The organism is Ancylobacter lacus (assembly GCF_018390635.1).
Classification (GTDB): Bacteria; Pseudomonadota; Alphaproteobacteria; order Rhizobiales; family Xanthobacteraceae; genus Ancylobacter; species Ancylobacter lacus.
Genome location: NZ_JAHBGE010000008.1, coordinates 142,350 through 161,120, shown reverse-complemented (window position 1 = coordinate 161,120; position 18,771 = coordinate 142,350). Strand labels below are relative to the sequence as shown.

At 65.3% G+C, this 18,771-nt stretch carries 17 protein-coding genes; 6 read left to right on the top strand and 11 right to left on the bottom strand.

Annotated elements, in window-relative coordinates; translation table 11 throughout:
- The first annotated feature begins 29 nt into the window (after positions 1 to 29).
- Entirely contained in the window at positions 30 to 3,128 is a 3,099-nt protein-coding gene (locus KHC27_RS21970) for an ankyrin repeat domain-containing protein (protein ID WP_213334447.1), read from the top strand.
- A gap of 59 nt (positions 3,129 to 3,187) precedes the next feature.
- Here KHC27_RS21970 and KHC27_RS02155 read toward each other — a convergent pair whose 3' ends face one another.
- The 5 genes from KHC27_RS02155 to budA form a co-directional block, all read right to left on the bottom strand.
- Positions 3,188 to 4,453 (bottom strand): relaxase/mobilization nuclease domain-containing protein, encoded by a 1,266-nt coding sequence (locus KHC27_RS02155; RefSeq protein WP_213334445.1) that lies wholly within the window; start codon positions 4,451 to 4,453, stop codon positions 3,188 to 3,190.
- A complete protein-coding gene (locus KHC27_RS02150; RefSeq protein WP_213334443.1) occupies positions 4,443 to 4,859 on the bottom strand; it encodes a hypothetical protein in 417 nt (138 codons plus the stop codon). The genes KHC27_RS02155 and KHC27_RS02150 overlap by 11 nt, the downstream gene beginning before the upstream one ends.
- Before the next feature lie 88 nt (positions 4,860 to 4,947).
- Positions 4,948 to 5,079, bottom strand: coding sequence for a bifunctional aminoacyl-tRNA synthetase (locus tag KHC27_RS02145; RefSeq protein ID WP_246518678.1), 132 nt, complete (start codon positions 5,077 to 5,079; stop codon positions 4,948 to 4,950).
- A gap of 225 nt (positions 5,080 to 5,304) precedes the next feature.
- Positions 5,305 to 6,990 (bottom strand): acetolactate synthase AlsS, encoded by a 1,686-nt coding sequence (gene alsS, locus KHC27_RS02140; protein WP_213334441.1) that lies wholly within the window; start codon positions 6,988 to 6,990, stop codon positions 5,305 to 5,307.
- A 7-nt stretch (positions 6,991 to 6,997) separates the two neighbouring features.
- Complete coding sequence (gene budA, locus KHC27_RS02135) at positions 6,998 to 7,816, bottom strand: acetolactate decarboxylase (RefSeq protein ID WP_213334439.1); 819 nt, start codon at positions 7,814 to 7,816, stop codon at positions 6,998 to 7,000.
- 306 nt (positions 7,817 to 8,122) lie between these two features.
- Between budA and KHC27_RS02130 the strand changes: the two genes are divergently transcribed.
- Complete coding sequence (locus KHC27_RS02130) at positions 8,123 to 9,721, top strand: Na/Pi cotransporter family protein (RefSeq protein WP_213334437.1); 1,599 nt, start codon at positions 8,123 to 8,125, stop codon at positions 9,719 to 9,721.
- 2 nt (positions 9,722 to 9,723) lie between these two features.
- On the opposite strand, the gene metW is transcribed toward KHC27_RS02130, so the two are convergent.
- The gene (gene metW, locus KHC27_RS02125; RefSeq protein WP_213334527.1) at positions 9,724 to 10,353 is read right to left on the bottom strand and encodes a methionine biosynthesis protein MetW; all 630 of its coding nucleotides are present in this window, start codon (positions 10,351 to 10,353) and stop codon (positions 9,724 to 9,726) included.
- A gap of 32 nt (positions 10,354 to 10,385) precedes the next feature.
- Positions 10,386 to 11,576, bottom strand: a complete 1,191-nt coding sequence (gene metX, locus KHC27_RS02120; RefSeq protein WP_213334434.1) for a homoserine O-acetyltransferase MetX — start codon at positions 11,574 to 11,576, stop codon at positions 10,386 to 10,388.
- Between the two features lie 174 nt (positions 11,577 to 11,750).
- Here metX and KHC27_RS02115 point away from each other — a divergent pair, with 174 nt between their 5' ends.
- From KHC27_RS02115 to KHC27_RS02105, 3 genes are read left to right on the top strand one after another with little or no spacing between them, the layout of a single operon-like run.
- Positions 11,751 to 12,608, top strand: coding sequence for a chorismate mutase (locus KHC27_RS02115; RefSeq protein WP_213334431.1), 858 nt, complete (start codon positions 11,751 to 11,753; stop codon positions 12,606 to 12,608).
- Between the two features lie 59 nt (positions 12,609 to 12,667).
- Positions 12,668 to 13,813, top strand: coding sequence for a histidinol-phosphate transaminase (gene hisC, locus KHC27_RS02110; protein ID WP_213334428.1), 1,146 nt, complete (start codon positions 12,668 to 12,670; stop codon positions 13,811 to 13,813).
- Entirely contained in the window at positions 13,803 to 14,738 is a 936-nt protein-coding gene (locus KHC27_RS02105; protein ID WP_213334426.1) for a prephenate/arogenate dehydrogenase family protein, read from the top strand. The genes hisC and KHC27_RS02105 overlap by 11 nt, the downstream gene beginning before the upstream one ends.
- 42 nt (positions 14,739 to 14,780) lie before the next feature.
- Here the strand turns inward: KHC27_RS02105 and KHC27_RS02100 are convergent, their stop codons facing one another.
- Positions 14,781 to 15,845, bottom strand: coding sequence for a DUF2125 domain-containing protein (locus KHC27_RS02100; protein WP_213334424.1), 1,065 nt, complete (start codon positions 15,843 to 15,845; stop codon positions 14,781 to 14,783).
- Positions 15,846 to 16,119: 274 nt separating this feature from the next.
- Here KHC27_RS02100 and KHC27_RS02095 point away from each other — a divergent pair, with 274 nt between their 5' ends.
- Entirely contained in the window at positions 16,120 to 16,668 is a 549-nt protein-coding gene (locus tag KHC27_RS02095; protein WP_213334423.1) for a gamma-glutamylcyclotransferase, read from the top strand.
- A gap of 9 nt (positions 16,669 to 16,677) precedes the next feature.
- On the opposite strand, the gene KHC27_RS02090 is transcribed toward KHC27_RS02095, so the two are convergent.
- The 3 genes from KHC27_RS02090 to KHC27_RS02080 form a co-directional block, all read right to left on the bottom strand.
- Entirely contained in the window at positions 16,678 to 16,995 is a 318-nt protein-coding gene (locus tag KHC27_RS02090; RefSeq protein WP_246518676.1) for a hypothetical protein, read from the bottom strand.
- A gap of 92 nt (positions 16,996 to 17,087) precedes the next feature.
- Positions 17,088 to 17,756, bottom strand: a complete 669-nt coding sequence (locus KHC27_RS02085; protein ID WP_213334421.1) for a YdcF family protein — start codon at positions 17,754 to 17,756, stop codon at positions 17,088 to 17,090.
- 23 nt (positions 17,757 to 17,779) lie between these two features.
- Entirely contained in the window at positions 17,780 to 18,769 is a 990-nt protein-coding gene (locus KHC27_RS02080) for a cell division protein FtsX (protein ID WP_213334419.1), read from the bottom strand.
- Positions 18,770 to 18,771 lie beyond the last annotated feature (2 nt).

The following is an 18,771-nucleotide window of genomic DNA, read 5'->3' as shown; positions in this document are numbered from 1 at the left end:
ATCAATCCGTTAGATTTCCGAGGAATGTCGTGGATTTCGAGTCCTTCCTCAAAATTGTCGTGCGCCAGGACTTCAAGGTTCTGTCCGTAGCGGTTGCCGACGCAATTCGGGACTATAAAGATACTTATGATGGCGCCGATCTTGTGGAGAGACGATTCAAGAGGTTCTTCGAAACAGTTGAAAATGATGTCGGCGTAAGACGTAGGAAAAAAGAAAGCGATCCAGATAAGAAACCTAATGAGGGGTACTATGAATTAATACGAGATGGAAGGGGAAGTCGCCGCTTTGTTAATGGATGTTACTTTTGGTTCCGATATTACTGCGAATTCACCACGTTTGCTAAAACGATTGATGCGGCGGTTTTCGGTGGGCGCGGCTTCCCTTTGGGGGCCTCTCCAGATGAGGATCACCTCTCGGCTCCGAAGCCAACCGATCCGGAGGAACTTTCGTTCGATCCAGTGATCCGCGAGCGGGAGAATCGGGTGCCGCTCCGAGTCGCCAACAGCTATGGAATCGCGCCTGAAACTACCATCGAGACAGCCGGCAATCTCGACCAGAATCCCGGCGCGCAAACCTCGCCGCGCAATGACGGAAAAGACACCCCTCTTTCCTCGCCTTCGGCGCCGTTCGAATGGCCTCCCTACGTCTCGGAAGCGGATGCCCGCTCGCCGGACGCCCACGAGGGCATTTGGCTGAATCCGTTCAACCACTATTCGATCCCGTTCTCGCATCGCCAAGCCGAGAAGGCGCGCCTCGACGCCTTCATGAAGGACGACCGGCCTTTCCTGATCTGTGCGCTTGTAGCCTCCTCCGGCGCGGGGAAAACCCGCTTGGTGTCAGAATGGATGCGTCCCTATGTACCGGTCGACGGCAACGATACGGACTGGGATGCCGGCTTCGTCCGGAGCCGCGATCCGGCTGGCTGGAAAGAGTGGGAGATCACCCGCAAGACCCTGATCGTCATCGACTACACCTATGGCTACGAGAAGGTGATGAGGGCCATCACCGAAAAATGCCTCCGCCACGATGGTCCCAAGGTGCGGGTTCTCGTTGTCGATCACGTCTACCCCGACATACTTCATGACGACTTCTTTTGGGGCAGTTCGTTTGCCGACCAGAAGAGGATCGATGGCCACAAGAGCCGCGTGCTGTTCGAAGCATCCCCGATCGAAATCAAAGCCGAGAAGCCGGACTCGCGCCTCATTCGCGAGATCATAGCCGTGGCAGCTCGGACGGAGGCTCGGGAATTTTCCCCCGACGACGCGGCCGTCATCGCCGCTGAGAAGATATTGGACCGGATGGCGGGCAGTACAGGGGTAGGCCATCCCGACGCCGTTCGCCATCCGCTGTTTGCCGCTCTGCTGGGGCAGGCCATCCGGGATGCAAAAAAAGACATCTCGAATTGGAGCCGGAGAGATCTCATCCGGCATTATTTCGACCGGCGGACGCGCTTGCCCTGGGTGCAAATGGATGACAATCCGCATGCGGCGACGATCGGCGTGTGGGTGGGCGCCTATGTGTCGATAGCGACCTTGCTGCGTGGGGTGAATTTTGCGGACCTTGAGGAAAATCTCCCAAAGGGGATCCTATCCGATCGATCACCGATCCGTCTTTCGAATGTAGTGGCTCAATCGGCAAACAGGATTGTTTCCTCATCCGATCTTGAAGTCCTGAAACCGTTTGAGCCAGACATACTCGGAGAAAATTTCCTTATTTTGTTTTTACAGGAAATAGAAAATAATGACTCTTTATTTTCATCATTTGTCCATATGATGGATAAGATTTATACACTCGATGTTAACGAAAAATATGCCCTGAATTTCATAGAAACGGTACAAAGACTTATTCGAAATCTATTGAATGACGATCAAAAGCTTCGCGCGGTCCGGAACGCGTGGTCGACGCTTCTCCATTTTCTCAATCCGGTGCATTTCCCCGCGGACAGCCTGTTCCGACAGGCCGTATCCATCAGCTGCGCGGATGTCATCAGACAAGGTCGCGGTTCTCTGGAAGACAAGCTTGTCAACCGCTTCGCCGATCGCCTGGATGTGGCCGATCTGCATGCCGCAAGCGCAGGGCCGCTTGGGCGCCAGTCCTGCGCCGCGCTTGTGCAGCATTATGACTGGCGAGCGTGTCAAGGGCAGTTGAAGAGTGGCGAGGCCGACACTCTGTTCGCAAGTATTTCTCGTTTTATGGACAGGTCCGAGGGACGTTCGTCCGCTTTGAGGCTGGCCGTATACGAAGGTTGCTTGGATTCAGCGAAGGCGATCCATAGTCACTTTGCCGAAGATGTGAACACAAGTCAGACAGACGGCTGGACTATTTTGATGGTTGCGTCATACCGAGGCCATACGCCTCTTGTCGGATGGCTACATAGCTTGGGCGCGGAGGTGGATCTGACGCTACGTGATAATGGGTGGACTGCTCTTATGGCTGCATGCGCCGAAGGGCACGCCGCTGCGGCCAATTGCCTACTAGATTGTGGCGCCGACCCCAACCTAGGCACGAGCGATAATGGAAAGACCGCTCTCATGGCTGCTTGTGCGGCGGGCCACTCCGAAGTTTCGGCTTTGTTGCTAGACCGCGGGGCCGACCCGGATATCGTTGCAATAAGTGATGGGTATACAGCACTGATCGCAGCCAGTAGAAACAATAATCTTCAATCGGCAATTCAGTTATTGAGTAAATCAACAAAATCCATAAATTTTAGAACGGATGAGGGATGGCATGCGCTGTATATTTCTGCATCGGACGGGGATTTAGAAATGGTTAAATTGCTATTATCTTGTATGGATATTGATATCGATAATCCCGCAATATTTGGGCTCACTGCTCTTCACATGGCCGCGGGTAATGGTCATGCAGATGTAATCATCGCCCTAATCGAGAGAGGTGCCGACGTAAATCACCGCGCTATCCATCAAATATCCCCCCTTATGATAGCATCTGGCGCAGGCCAGGTATCGTGCGTAAATATTTTACTAAGTCGAAATAATATTGAAATTAATGCGGTTAATGAGGACGGTCAATCAGCTCTTGACGTTGCATATTTTGAAAATAAATCGCACATTGTGGAAATTTTGCTTCGATCAGGCGCGAAACGCGCAGAACAAATTAGACAAAACTAAGTTATAAGAACAGTTATCAGATAAAATATTTTACTTTGTATGATTTATATCATTTTATCCTAAATATTATGTTCTACATTTGGACAACGCCCAGTATCGTGCTGCATAGATCTAGGATTCTTATTTGATATTTCATATAAATAAATTATAGAATCTTTATATTTGCTTCGATGAAGGCGATTAGTTCGCAATATTTTCGTATATATACTCAATAATTCACTATTATTAATTGTTTGAAGAGTTTCTTTTTCTTCGGTAATGCATTGTTCGATGCGGATCATTTCAGACTTCGCTTGTTGAGTGAGTTTATGACGCTGTCCCGTGATCCAATCCCAAATTCCTCTGAGGCCGCGGCGTACGCGTTGCGCCTGCTTGCGCGCCTCAGCCTCGCGTAGGGCGATGTGCCTCTGATCCGCCTCGCGGCGTTCCCGTCGTTGACGAGCCACGATCTGGGCGCGTTGTTCTAGCAAAGGCTGCAGATCGGTAGATTGCTTTCGTTCGAGTTCCTCCAGCAGCCGGTGTGCCGCTGCGCTGGTCGTCGATACGATCTCGACTTGCGTATCGCCAACCGATCGATAGCGGGATGGGACGCCGAGTCGGGTCTGCAATTCCTTTCCCTTGACGTCCAGCCAGCGGCTCAACGAATAGACGTTGCCCTTATAGTCTAGGGCGACGAAACCGCGTCGGTCGCCCTGCGCCAGCCAGAAGCCACGCCCCTTCAGGGCTGCCGTAAATGCTTCGGCGCTGTCCGACTGTGCCCAGCAGCGCTTCAAAACCGCCTTGACCTCGCGCGGATCGCGCTTCGCGTTCTTGGCCTCGTGCCATTCCGTAAGCCCGAAGTTCAGAGGATCGGCGAAAGACGGGTCGGCGAGCCCCTTGGGTAGGTCCCAGCCATGCGTCAGGTAGAGCTCGCGGGACAGCTCGGTCAGGCGCTCCTTGAAGAACGGCAGATTGATCGCTCGCATCTTGTCGACATCAATGCGGGACCAGACACAGTGGGCGTGGCGGCGGCCTTGCTTCTCATGGATCAGGACGACCTTCGGCTGGCCACCTAGGCCGAGCTTCTCCGCGATCTGATCGATGGCCGCTTCGAAATCGGCCACCGGTACGGTCGCGTCCTTGGGTGGGCTGAGGCTGACGGAGAACAGGTATTGGCGGCAGCGCGTCGCGCGGCTGATGGCGTACATCTCGGCAAAGGCACCGGTCACGTCGGTGGCAATGCAGCCGTCGACGGAAGCGAGCTCGACGTGGTCGTTGTCGCGGGTGTTTAGCAGGTGCAGCGCGAGCTGGCGGCCACCGCCACGTTGGCTCGCCTTAAGGATCATCGTGCTCTCCGTTAGCCGGACGGAGTCCCAGGCCGCGTAAAAGGAGGTCGCGGATATCGGCAATGTCCCGGCAGGCGCCATGGATGTCGGCGAGGACGTCAGGCGTCAGGGGCAGCACCCCGATCCGGGCCGCATCCGCGAGTTCGTTCAGCGAAGGAAGCGCCTTCGAGGCTCCAAGCCTCGCTAGGATCCGCGCCAGAAGCCGCTGGCGTTCGGCAGGGCCTAGGCGACCTGACGTTCGGCCGGCCAGTTCAACCTTGGTATCCGCCCCGAACAGGCGGGACCGGATGTAGGCGCTCAAGCTGCGTCCGGCGGCATCGCGTTCAAGCTGGTCGCGCTCCTCCGGCGTCAGGCGCAGGGATATCGGCGCGGCGGCATGGCCGCGCGGGGGGATAGGCTCTTTCATGCGAGGACGAGGGAAAATCGGCCGCCTTGCGCGCGGCGGCCGAGGGTTGGTCAGACGGAAAAGTATGACATCAAGGCCGGCAGCGCCGTCACGGGGACGGCAGGGAGACGTTCAAGCTCGTATCCTTGAGGATATCATTCCAGTTCGCCAACTCGGTGAAGAGTTCTGACAAACGGTTTGAATTCTCGCCGGACTGGCGCACCATTTCATACGCTCCCATGCGGAAGTCTCCTAACGCCCTGAAGGGCAAGGAGGTTCTGGCCCGCTGGGCGCCGTTGCCTCCGGCAAACTCCCCGCAACGATGCGCTCCGGCGCGCATGCCTGTCCTCACCGCGACCGGAAGCCTGAGGAGCGCGGGTTGCGAGGGGCACACGGGGGAGCCCGGTGGGGCTCGATGCGTCTCGCCGGGAGAAACCGGCGGCGGCCACCTTCCGGCAGCGCCACCCTAGTGAAACGCGTTCTCGCGCACCTGCTCGAAGAGTTTCCCATTGTCGCTATAGTCGACGTGAACCCCAATGATGACAGGGCCTTGCGTCTCGAACGCCTTCTTCAGCGTCGGCAGGATGTCGTCCGGCGTCCGGATCATCACGCCGGTGGCGCCGAACGCCTCGGCGTATTTGACGTAATCGAGGGGCCCGAGCGCAATGCCCGCATTGCGCCCGTACTTCATCTCCTCCTGCACCTTGACCATGTTGTAGGTGCCGTCGATCCAGACCATGTGCACGATGTTGGTGCCGAGACGAACCGCCGTTTCAAGCTCCATCGCGGAGAACAGAAACCCGCCATCGCCGGAGATGGACAGGACCTTCTCGCCCGGCCGCACCAGCGAAGCCGCGATACCCCAGGGCAGCGCGACGCCCAGCGTCTGCTGGCCATTGGAGATCAGCAGCTGCCTCGGCCGGAAGCTGTACATGTAGCGCGCGATCCAGAGGTGGAACGAGCCCATATCCAGGCAGACCGTGACGTCGTCGCTGAGGAACTGCTGGAGATCATGGACGAGGCGCAGGGGATGGATGGGCAAGCCGTTCCGCCTGGCCGCCCCTTCACCGAGCAGGCGACGCTCCGCGCTGATCTTTTCGAGCATCGCCGCCGACAGCGCCGGCCGGCCCTCGCGCGCCAACCCCGCCGTGAGCGCATTCAGCGTCAGGGCGATGTCGCCGACCAGCTCGACATAGGGCTGGTAGTGGGCGTCGAGCGTGCACGGCAGCACGTCGATATGGATGATCCTGCGGTCCTTCGCGTGGTTCCATTCGGGCGGCCAGTACTCGACGGGATCATACCCGACGGTAATCACCAGATCGGCGGCCTCGAGCAGTTCGTCGCCGGGCTGATTGTCGAGCTGACCGACGCGGCCGCCGAAATTCTCGAACAGCGACGCACCGACCGCACCGGCGGCCTGGAAAGTGCCCACCACGGGAAGGTTGCCCTTGCCGAGGAACGGCTGCAGGGCGGCGGCGGCGTCCGGTCGGCTCGCCATCATCCCGAGCAGGACGACCGGATTGGCGGCGGCATTGATGAGCTTCGCCGCTTCCTCGATGGCGCGCGGATCGGCCGGCCCCGCGCCGGCGAATCTGGGAAACGAAACCGGGGCCTGCGGCGCAGGCGCCTTCATCACGTCCATCGGCAGGTTCACATAGCTCGCGCCGGCGCGGCCGCCTTCCGCGGCGCGGAAGGCGTTGCCCATGACTTCCGCGATCTGCTCCGTCGCGCCGACACTGACCGCATATTTCGTCACCGGCTTCATGATGGCGATGGCATCCATCGACTGATGGATCTGCTTGTCGGCGTCGGCGACCGACACCGCTCCGCCGAGGGCAAGGATGGGATCGCCCTCGCTGTTGGCCGTGGCCAGTCCGGTCACCAGGTTCGACACGCCCGGCCCGGAGGTGGCGATGCAGACGCCGGCCTTGCCGGTCATGCGGCCGATGCCGCCGGCGATGAAGGCGGCGTTCTGCTCGTGACGGCAGACAACCGTCTGGATCGTCGACGACACCAGAGAGTCGAACACCGCATCGATCTTCGCGCCGGGAATGCCGAAGACGTGCGTTACGCCGTGTGCTTCCAGCGCGCGAACGACGAGATCAGCGCCGATCTGGGCCGGGTGTTTTTCGTCCGACATGATGTCACTCAAGATCCGTTCAATGGCCACGTTCGGCAGCGTTCAGCTCTGCGGCGATATCCCTGTCGAGATTTGCCTTCAGGTACGTCTCGGTCTCCGGCAGGACGAGACGGAAATCGTTCAGATTCTCGATCTGGAAGGACAGGCTGTCCGCCTTCACATCGAGCAGATGGCCGCCATGCTCATGGTCGTCGGAGATGAAATGGAAATGATAGCCTGCCACGCTGAACTGGCTTGAAAAGACCGGGGACCAGATGCCGACGAGGGTTCCCGCGATATTCTCGAGCTCGAATTCGCTCTGGGATTTTGCCGCTTCGGTGAGGGCGACCCCGGGTTCGGGCGGATTCACCACGCGGGTCTTGATGTACGAGAAGCGGCCGTGAAGGCGCAGCGCGTAAAAGATGTTGTCGGATGCGCGGAAACCGTCGCACCGCGCCTCGAGGTCGCTGAAGCTGGTGACGTCCGTTATCGTTCCCGACATGTCCGGGGTGAACCGGGTGATCACCGCGAAGGGAGCGCCCGCGTCCGCCCGCGCCTCGGTCACCTTGCCCGAGCCATGGGCCTGATAGACCCGCCCGTCGAGCACGACCATCTCGCCATCGAGCCCGGCAAAGGTGCCGAGCCCGAAATCGCCATGCTCGAGCAGCGCGCCGACCGTGACCTCCTGATCATAGACACCCGCGACAAGGGCGCCGGATGTGGAGACCTGAAAGACAGTATGTACGTTCAAATTCACATGTTCAGCAAGTATAGCCGATATCAGACCGTCCCGGGTGACGTTATTTTTCTTGGCCTCTTCCTCAAGGGCGACCTTCAATGAAAGCGGGATGTCGATCATTATTTTTGTCATATTCGCCATCATTTATTCAAAGAAAGAATGAAAAGGCCTAACTGACCCTACCATCGTATTCCAGGCTGTTCAATTTAGTCTTTGGATCGCATGGCGCGGAGGAGGCGGACAGGCTGGGCGCCGCATCAGGCCCGGCGCAGCGGCCCACGGGCGCGACCGCCACATTTGCATCGCGTGCAAACGAATATAGGTTCGAGCCGGGGTCGCCCACCGGTGGCGGCCATCACCGAGAGAAGCCGGCCATGCCGCCTTCCCGGTGGAGAAGGTCGCGACCGCCGGATCTGGATTGAGCCGATGCTTCACGCCATCGCAACCGCCCTCGGCGGGCTCGGCATCTTCTTTGCCGGCATGTATCTGCTGAAAGAGAACCTGAAGAAGCTGACCGGCCGGCGCTTCAAGCAGCTCGTCGCCCGCTGGACCCGCCAGCCCGCGGCCGCCGTGGTGGTGGGCCTTGCCGCCGGCGGCATCATGCAAAGCACCACCGCCGTCACCTTCATCCTCGCCAGCATGATCGCCGCCGGGCTGATCGCCGTGGGCGGGGCGCTGCCCATCATCGCCGGCGCCAATGTCGGCGCGACCTTCCTCGTCATGCTGGCGACGCTCGACGTGCAGGTCTTCGTGCTGTTCGTGCTGGGCATTACCGGGCTTTCCTTCACCGTCGAGCGCCTCGCCCATCTGCGCAGCCTCGCCGCCGCGGTGTTCGGCGTCGCGCTGGTGTTCTTCGGGCTGAAGATGCTGCAGTCCGGGATGGCGCCGCTCACGCGCGAACCCTGGTTCCTGCAGGTGCTCACGCTGGCGGGCGCCTCCTATCTGCTGCCGCTGCTGCTGGCGGTGGCGCTGGTGCAGCTCTCGCAGTCCAGCGCCTCCGTGGTGATCCTCGCCATCACGGTCTCCGCGGCCGGCGGCCTCACCTTCGAACAGGCGATGATGGCGATCTACGGCGCCAACATCGGCTCGGGCTGCCAGAGCCTGCTGCTGTCGAGCAACCTCACCGGGCGGCCCAAGCAGGTCGTGATGTTCCAGGTGCTGTTCAATCTGGTCACCGCGACGCTGATGGTGCCGCTCTTCTTCGTCGAGCAGTATCTCCACCTGCCGCTCATGGAGGCGCTGGTGCAGCGGATCGGCGGGGAGCCATCGTTCCAGCTCGCCATGGTGCAGGTCACCTTCAACATCACCGGCGCGGCGCTGATGCTGACGCTGCTGCCGCGGATCGGCCCCCTCCTCGCCCGGCGCTTCCCCGAGCGGCACGACGAGGATGACGGCCGGCCCATGTTCATCCACGACCAGGCGGCCGCCGAGCCGCAATCCGCGCTCGACCTCGCGCGGATGGAGCAGCGCCGCCTCGTCTCCTATCTCCCGCGCGCGCTCATGGTGGCGCGGCTGGGCCGCAGCGCCCCGGACGATCTCGACCGTCTGAACGCCAATTTCGTCGCGCTCTCCGGCGCGGTGCACGAGTTTCTGCGCGGCCTGCGCGACGCCCCGCTGGATGTCGGCGGCTATGACCGGCTGAACCGAACCCTCAACCAGCAGCGCCTGCTCGACGGGCTCAACGAGACCGTGGTCGAGCTGGCCCGGGCGGCGCGGCGCGGCGAGGACAAGGCGCTGCTGGGCCGGCTCGTCGGCAATGTGGTGGAAGGGCTCGACGCGGTGCTGCTCACCATGGCCGACGCGATGGGCGACGGCGGCGCCGAGGACATCGACCTGTTCCACAGCATGACGCGCCGGCGTGGCGAGGTGATGCAGCGGCTGCGGGAGGCCTATCTCGCCGCGGATGCCGAGCTCACCGCGCCCCAGAAGGGCACCATCCTGATCATCACCAATCTCGCCGAACGCAGCCTCTGGCTGCTCGGCCAGATGGCGGAGGAGGAGGTCGCCGCCGCCGCGGCGGCCTGAACCTATTTCCGCGTCAGCAGGAACACCGCCTGCTCGCCGAGCAGGTTCCACACCCACCACGGCGCGGTGAAGCGCACCTTCTGGCCGGCGGCATCGAGGGCGGCCGCGCTCTCGATCCGCGCGCCGACCTCGTCCACCAGCGCGACGAAATCGCGGATGGTGCAGAAGTGGATGTTGGGTGTGTCGTGCCAGCTATAGGGCAGGTTGTCGGTGCGCGGCATGCGGCCGTTCAGCAGCAGGTCGAGCCGCATGCGCCAGAAGCCGAAATTGGGGAAGGAGACGATCGCCCGCCGTCCGACCCGCAGCATATGCTCCAGCACCTTCTTCGGCGCCCGGGTGGCCTGGATGGTCTGGGACAGGATGACGTAGTCGAAGGAATCGTCGGGATAGTCGGCGAGATCGACGTCCGCATCGCCCTGGATGACCGCGAGCCCCCGCGCCACCGCCGCATTCACCCCCTCGCGCGACAGCTCTATGCCGCGGGCGTCGCAGCCCCGCCGTGTGGCGAGCAGCTCCATCAGCTCGCCGTCGCTGCAGCCGACATCGAGCACCCGGCTGCCCGGCGCCACCATGTCGGCCACCATCAGCAGGTCGATGCGCTTGCCGGAATCGCCGAGCGCGGCTCCGCGCATGGTGAGGTCGAGGACGGCGCTGCGGTCGGACATCAGGAAACACCCAGAGTGCGCGCCACCGCGTCGAGGAAGCCACGGGCGATCGCGAAAAGCTCCGGCTCTTCCAGCAGGAAGGCGTCGTGGCCCTTGTCGGTGACGATCTCGGCGAAGGACACCGGCGCGCCGGCGGCATTCAGCGCGTGGACGATGGCGCGGGAGTCGGCGGTCGGAAACAGCCAGTCGCTGGTGAAGGAGACGAGGCAGAACCGCGTCCGCCCGCCCTTGAAGGCGTTGGCCAGCACCCCGCCATAGTCCGCCGCGAGGTCGAAGTAATCCATCGCGCGGGTGACGTAGAGATAGGAATTGGCGTCGAAGCGGTCGACGAAGGCCTCGCCCTGGTGGCGCAGATAGCTTTCCACCTGGAAATCGGCATCGAAGCTGAAGGTGCGGTCGTCGCGGGCCTGCAGCCGGCGCCCGAATTTACGGTGCAGCGAGGTGTCGCTCATATAGGTGATATGCGCGGCCATGCGGGCGACCGCGAGCCCGCGCCGCGGGCTGAGGCCCTCCTCGAGATAGCGCCCGCTCCGCCAGTCCGGATCGGCCATGATCGCCTGCCGCCCGACCTCGTGGAAGCCGATGTTCTGGGCCGAGTGCCGCGCCGCGGTCGCCATCGGGAAGGCGGCGAAGACCCGCTCGGGATAGCTCGCCGCCCATTGCAGCACCTGCATGCCGCCCATCGAGCCGCCCACCACGGCGAGCAGCCTCTCGATGCCGAGATGGTCGACCAGCATGGCCTGGGCCCGCACCATGTCGCGAATGGTGACCAGCGGCAGGCCCAGCCCGTAGACCTGCCCGTCCGGGCCGGTGGAGGAAGGCCCGGTGGTGCCCATGCAGCCGCCGAGCACGTTGGAGCAGATGACGAAGAAGCGGTCGGTGTCGATCGGCTTGCCCGGCCCGACCAGCGTTTCCCACCAGCCGGGCTTGCCGGTGACGGGATTGACGTTGGCGACGTGCTGGTCCCCCGACAGGGCGTGACAGAGCAGGATGGCGTTGCTGCGCGCCGCGTTCAGCGTGCCATAGGTCTGGTAGGCGATCTGGAACGGCGTCAGCACCGCGCCGGAATCGAGGCGCAGCGGCTTGTCCGCGCCAAACCTGACCACGGCGGAATGCGGCCGGTCGGCCTCGCCGCGGGCGAGGACCTCGATCGAGGGCGCTTGAGCGGATGCCGCGCTGGAGGCTGCCATGGGAAGGAACCCTGAAACCGACTTACCGGACGAATGGTTCGTTATAGCGGACGCCGCGCTGCTATCAACAGGGCCGAGGTGTCAATATCCCGCGACCCGGCAAAGGCCGGCGTCGCGGTCGGCCAACGATTTCGGGCTTTGATCAGCCCGGGATTTGGCGCTACGACATCGGCCATGACGCCCGCTCCGCTTCCCACCCTGGCCCAGCTCCGCGACGAGATCGACCGTATCGATGCGCAGATGCACGCTCTGCTGATCGAGCGGGGAGACATCATCGATACGCTGGTCGCGGTCAAGCGTGCCGCCGCCAGCGAAGGCTCCGCCTTCCGTCCCGCCCGCGAGGCGGCGATGATGCGCCGTCTGGTGGACCGGCACCGCGGCCGGCTGCCGCTGGACACGGTCGAAGGCATCTGGCGCGTCATCATCTCGACCTTCACCTATGTGCAGGCGCCCTATGCCGTGCATGCCGACCTCGCCAGCGGCGAGGCGGCGATGCGCGATGCCGCGCGCTTCCATTTCGGCTTCACCGTGCCGTTCCAGGCCCATATGGGCGCGGCCGGCGTGGTGGCGGCGGTGGCGGCGTCCAAGGGCGATCTCGGCCTCGTCCCGGCCTTCGCCGCCGCGTCCAACGGGCCGTGGTGGACGGCGCTGGAAGGCGAGGCCACCCCCAAGATCATCGCCCGGCTGCCTTTCGTGGAGCGTGCGGACCATCCCGCCGGGCTGCCGGTCTTCTGCATCGCCCACCCGGTGATGGACGGTGCGGTGACGGAGGTGGAGACCTGGAGCGTGCGGGTCGCCGGCTGGAGCGCCAACGCCGCCCGCGCGGTGGCGCCGCTGGCCGATATCCTCGCCGTGCCCGATCGCGGACTCGACGCCGCGGCGCTGCTGGTCTCGGTCGCCGTGCCGGAGGCGTCGGCGCCGGGCGGGCTGGAAACCGTGCTCGCCGGGCTGCGGGCGGCCGGCACCTCGGTGCGTTCCGCCGCCCTCGTCGGCAGCCATGCGAGGCGCTATACCCACGGCGCCGGTGCCTGAGGCCCGGCCCCTTTCCCGAACGCCCCTTAGCCCTTCCGCCCGCCCTTCGGAGCCCGACCATGACCGCCCCCGCCGCGCCCGTCCCGAACCGCCCCGTTCCCCGTCCGGGCGTGCTTCAGATCGAGGCCTATGTGCCGGGCCGGGCCCATGCCGGCAGCGGCGGCAAGGTCTACAAGCTCTCGGCCAACGAGAACCCGCTCGGCGCCAGCCCGAAGGCGCTGGAAGCCTTCCACGCCAGCGCCGCGCTGGAGCTCTATCCCGACGGCGCCGCGGTGCAGCTGCGCGAGGCGATCGGTGCCGCCTATGGCCTCGACCCCTCCCGCATCGTCTGCGGCACCGGCTCGGACGAGCTGATCACCCTGCTGGCGCTGGCCTATGCCGGCCCCGGCGACGAGGTCGTCTACTCGCAGTACGGCTTCCTCATCTACCGCATCGCCACCCTTGCCGCCGGCGCGACGCCGGTGGTGGCACCGGAGCGGGACCTCCACAGCGACGTCGACGCGCTGCTGGCGGCGGTGACGGAACGCACCCGCATCGTCTACCTCGCCAACCCGAACAACCCCACCGGCACCTATCTGCCGTTCGACGAGATCAAGCGTCTGCACCAGGGGCTGCCGCCCCATGTGCTGCTCGTGCTCGACGCCGCCTATGCCGAATATGTCCGCCGCAACGACTACGAGTCCGGCATCGAGCTGGTGGCGACCAGCCGCAACGTCGCGATGCTGCGCACCTTCTCGAAGATCCACGGGCTCGCGGCGCTGCGCGTGGGCTGGATGTACGCGCCCGCCGAAGTGGCCGATGCCATCAACCGCGTGCGCGGCGCCTTCAACGTCAATGCCCCCGCCCTCGCCGCCGCCAGGGCCGCCATCGGCGATGCCGCCCATGTCGACCGTGCCGTCGCCCATAACGAGGAATGGCTGCCGTGGATGACGCGGGAGCTCGCCGCGCTCGGCCTCACCGTCACCCCCAGCGTGACCAATTTCGTGCTGGTGCACTTTCCCGACACGCCGGGCCGGACCGCGCCGGAAGCCGATGCCTTCCTCGGCGCGCGCGGGCTGGTGCTGCGGCGGATGGACGGCTATGGCCTGCCGGGCGCGCTGCGCCTCACCATCGGCACCGAGGAGGCCAACCGCCTCGTCGTCGCGGCGCTGGCGGAGTTCATGGGCGTGCCGGCGGCACCGGCGGGGGTGGACCATGGTGCTTGACCCGCCGCTGCCGAAGCCGCTGTTCGCCCGGCTGACGGTTATCGGCATCGGACTGATCGGTTCCTCGATCCTGCGCGCCGCCCTGGGGCGGCGCCTCGCCGAGGAGGTGGTGGCCTATGACCGCGCGCCCGAGGTGCGGACCCGGGCCGAGGCGCTCGGCCTCGCCGACCGCGTCGCCGCCTCGCCGACCGAAGCCGTGGCGGGCGCCGACCTCATCGTGCTCTGCGTGCCGGTTGGCGCGATGGGCGCGGCGGCCGAACAGATCGGCCCTGCGGTGGCGGCGGATGCCATCGTGTCCGATGTCGGCTCGGTCAAGGCCTCCGTCGCCCGGGCACTCGCGGCCCATATTCCCGGCCATGCCCACATCATTCCCGCCCACCCGGTGGCGGGCACGGAATATTCCGGCCCGGATGCCGGCTTCGCCACGCTGTTCAAGAACCGCTGGTGCATTCTCACCCCGCCCGAGGGGGTGAACCCGGCGGCACTGGAGCGGCTGGAGGATTTCTGGGCGGCGCTGGGCGCCAATGTGGAGGTGATGACGGCCGAGCGGCACGACCTCGTGCTGGCCATCACCAGCCATGTGCCGCACCTCATCGCCTACAACATCGTCGGCACGGCGGCCGATCTCGAGACGGTGACGCAGTCGGAGGTGATCAAGTACTCCGCCGGCGGCTTCCGCGACTTCACCCGCATCGCTGCCTCCGATCCAACTATGTGGCGGGATATCTTCCTCAACAACCGCGAGGCGGTGATCGAGGTGCTGGGCCGCTTCACCGAGGACCTGATCGCGCTGCAGCGGGCGATCCGTTGGGAGCAGGGCGATGCGCTGTTCGACCTGTTCACCCGCACCCGGGCGATCCGCCGCTCCATCATCGAGCAGGGCCAGGAGACGGCCGCGCCGGATTTCGGCCGCGCCCACGACTGAGCGAACCGCCGGCCGCCACGGCCGGCGGCAGCCGCTGCCGGCTCAGTAGAGCGAGCCGATCTTGCCCAGCGGAATGAAGCCCATCGACACCTTCCCGTCCCGGAAGGTGAACGGGAAGCTCGAGCCCTTGCGGCCGTCGACCTCGACCGGCTGGCCCGCCGACAGCAGCATCGGCGCCAGCCCGGCCACAACCGGGGGCAGAAGGCCGGAGGTCGAGAGCGCGCTCAACAGCTTGTCGGAACCGGCGATGGTCAGCTGCGCCTGACCGTTGGGTCGACCACGGTCATCGAGCCCGACCTCACCGCTCGACATCAGCACGCTGTCGCCGGCGGTGAGCCGCGCCAGCACCAGCTTCAGACGGCCGCCGGCCTGCTGCCAGAGCCGCAGCCGCTCGGCGGGCGGCATGGAGCGGAACTCCGGCACGGCGGTGATGGTGGCCTGAAGCTCGCCGTCCACCGGCGGGTGCTTGTCGGCAACGCTCGCCGGCCCGGTGCCGCCGTCCATGCCGGCGGCGATGTCCAGCGTCGGCCCGTCGTCCCCCGGGTGGTGGCGCACATGCAGCTCGAAATGCCGGGCCGCGAACAGCGCCGAGCCGGATTCGCCGAGGGCGTAGTCGTTGGCGGCGATCGAAACGCGCTCCAGCCGCCCCTTCGCCCCGACGGCGCTGGTCTGCAGCAGCGACCAGGTGGCGTCCAGCCGGCGCCCGCTGGTGGCCTCCACCAGGCTGGAGGGCGATTCGAATTCGGCGATGACGTGCTGCGGGTCCCAGATCTGCGCCACCGCGTGCGCGCGGCGCGCCGTCGCGGTCCAGCTCGTGCCGGCGGCGGCGCCGGCCGCGGCACTGGCCGGCACGGAGAAGACCAGCTTCGGCTCGGTGCAGATCAGCTCGAAACGGAAGGGAAAGCCGGCGAAGCGGCGCTCGGCGCAGCTCCACTGCCGGCCTTGCCCGGCCTCGGCGGCGATCCAGGCCTCGATCTCGGTCTGCGCGCGCGCCGCCGCGTAGAACCACAGCGCGGTCCACCCGGCAGCGGCGATCAGCACCAGCCCGACCGGCAGGATGACCAGCCAGAGCGGACGGCGGGGCGGCAGCGAGGCGGTGTCGGTCATGGGCGGCCTTCAGAGCGAAGCGAGGAGGCGGAAGCTGCGGAAAGGCTAGGGCCGAATCGGCGCGGCTTCATGGCAGAGACCCGCTATAGCGTCTTTCGGTGTAGCCGGGCGGGGTGGACCACAGGAAGGCCCCCGCCGGGATGGTCGGGCCGGCCGGCGCCGGAAGCCGATTTCACCCCGCCCCTTGCACCGGCCGCGGTTCCGATTCACAGCTTGCCGGCGGCCGAAATGCGCCGAACCATCCCACCGTCTCCACCAGCCGAGCCGCCGTCCGATGACCGCATCCTCCGCTTCTCCCGACGCCCCGCAGGATCTGTGGGTGTTCGGCTATGGCTCGCTGATGTGGAATCCGGGCTTTGCCCATGTCGAACGCTGCCCGGCCAAGCTGATCGGCGCCCATCGCTCGCTCTGCGTGCTCTCGGTGCATTGGCGCGGCACGCCGGAACAGCCGGGACTGGTGCTCGGGCTCGACCGGGGCGGTGCCTGCATCGGCATCGCCTTCCGCGTCGTGCCGGAGGAGGCGCCGGCCGTGCTGGCTTATCTGCGCGAGCGCGAGCAGGTGACGAACATCTACCGCGAGGCGGTGCGGCGGGTGTGGCTGAAGGACGGCAGCGCGCGCCAGGTGGCGGCCGTGGCCTTTCTGGTCGACCGCCGCCATGTCCAGTATGCCGGCGGCCTCACCCCGCAGCGGCGGCTGGAGATCATCCGCCAGGGCCACGGCGTCGGCGGACCGAACCGCGACTATGTCCGCGCCACCCGGGACCATCTGGCCGAGCTCGGCATTCGCGACCCCGAACTGGAATGGCTCTCGGAGCGGCTCTGAAGCCGTGGCTCACTGCGGCGCGAGCGGCCCGCTCTCGGCGTCCGGCAGGAGCCGCAGGTGAATTTCCTGCGCGCCGGAGGCCGCGGCCGCTGCCCGGGCCCGCGTCCCGGCGGGGCCGACCCAGGTGACGACGCAGCGCCCCTCCTCCCGCCGCACCGCGAGCGCCACCGCACCGGCGTAGTCCGGCGCCTCGGCAGCGGCATAGACCGTGTAAACCTGGCGACGACCGTCCGGGCCCCGCCACAGACGGAACCGCCGCGCCAGCGCCATATCCGCGGCGGCAGCGAGAGGCCCGTCATCCAGAAGCGAATCGGTGAGCATCATCATGGGAACAAATCTAGAACATTGTGGAATGGCGTCAATTCGCCCGTGCAGGTTGAATCCCGCGCCGTAGGTAATGTTCCCGTGAATCCGCCGGCTTACTGCGCCGAAGCCTTGACTTCCTCCGTCGTGGCCGGCCACGGCCGGATCTGGGCATAGGCGGCGAGATATTTCAGATATTCCACCGCCATGAGCCGGATGGTCGCGGCGTTGCGCCACCATGGCTCGGCCCGCAGCGTGGGCGAGACGACCGAGAAGGGGATGAACTGCAGGTCCGGCGCGGCGCGGCGCAGCTCCACCAGCGCGCGCGGCATATGCCAGGTCGAGGTCACCACGATCAGCGAGTGGAAGCCCTGCGCCCGCGCCCACTGCGCGGTCTCGATGGCGTTGCCCCGCGTGTTCAGCGCCGAGCGGCCCATGTCCACGCAGCACTCCAGCGCCGTCTCCGGCGCCGGCATCTGCCGGGCGATCTCGGGCAGGGTGGTCTCGGGGTGCACGCCGGTGATGAGGAGCCGCTTGCCGCGCCCCTCGGCGAGCAGGTTGGTCGCGTCCACCAGCCGGTCGGAGCCGCCGGTCAGCACCACGATGCCGTCGGCGTCGCGGTCGAGCGTGGCTTCCCGCGTCTGGATGCGCGCGGCGAACATCAGGAACCCCGCCGCGAGCAACAGCCCGGCAAGGCCAGCCACCGCCAGCAGCAGCAACGCCACGCGCCGGCCGCGACCGCGGCGGGAACGGGAGACGCCCGGGTCCACCGGGGCGGGAGACATGGACGGCAACACGATCCGGCGGCCTAGCTTATGCGACGCAGCGTGCGGTAGACCGTGACCCGCGACGTCACCGACGTGACGAGAGCCACCAGCACCACGGCACCGAGAATACCCCCATAGCCATAGAGGTCGAGCGAGACGCTGCCCACCAGCGTGTCGGTGGCGCGGGCGGCGCCGCCATCCATCCATTTCGGCAGGGTGGAGAACAGGAAGAAGGTGCCCATCGCCGCGCCGCCGCCGATGGCGCCGCCCTTCAGCCCGACATGAAGGAAATGCTGCTGGAATTCGGCGGCGATGAAGCTGTCATGGGCGCCGACGAAATGCAGCACCTCCACGATGGAGCGCGCCGCCGCAACGGCGGCCCGGGTGGCGAAGACCACCGAGAGAATGGTCGCCGCCGAGACCAGCGCCAACACGGCGAGCCCGATGACCATCACCGTACGGGCGGTGCCGGAAAGCCGTTCGGTCCATTGGCGGTGGTCGTCCAGGCTGGCGGAGGGCACCTGCTCGGCCAGCTCGCTGCGCAGCTTCGCCACCGTTTCGGGGGTCGCGTCCGGGCCGAGCGACACCACCACCATGCGCGGCAGCGGCAGGCTGGCGACATCCAGCCCGGCGCCGAGCCATGGCTCCAGCAGCGCCGCCGTCTCCGCCGGCTGCATGGTACGGGCGGCGCTCACCCCGGCGGTCGCCTGCGCCACCTCCACGGATTTCGCGAGCGCGGCTTCCATGTCCAGCCCGTCCGCCGGGCGGATCTGGATCGTGGTCTCGCGGGCGATGTCGGCGGTCCACTCCACCATCATGCCCCGCACCGAGGCGACCGAGCCGATGGTGAAGGCGGCGAGAAAGGTCATGATCGCGACCACCGCCACCAGCGCGCTGCCGGCGATGGTGGCGCCGGGCACGATCGGGTCGCGCGGCTTGCGACGCCGCACCCGCTCCTCGCGGGCCTCGGCCTCGTCGAGCACGGCGAGGTGGACGGCGTCCTCCTCCGCGGCGTGGGTGGCGTTCGCCATGG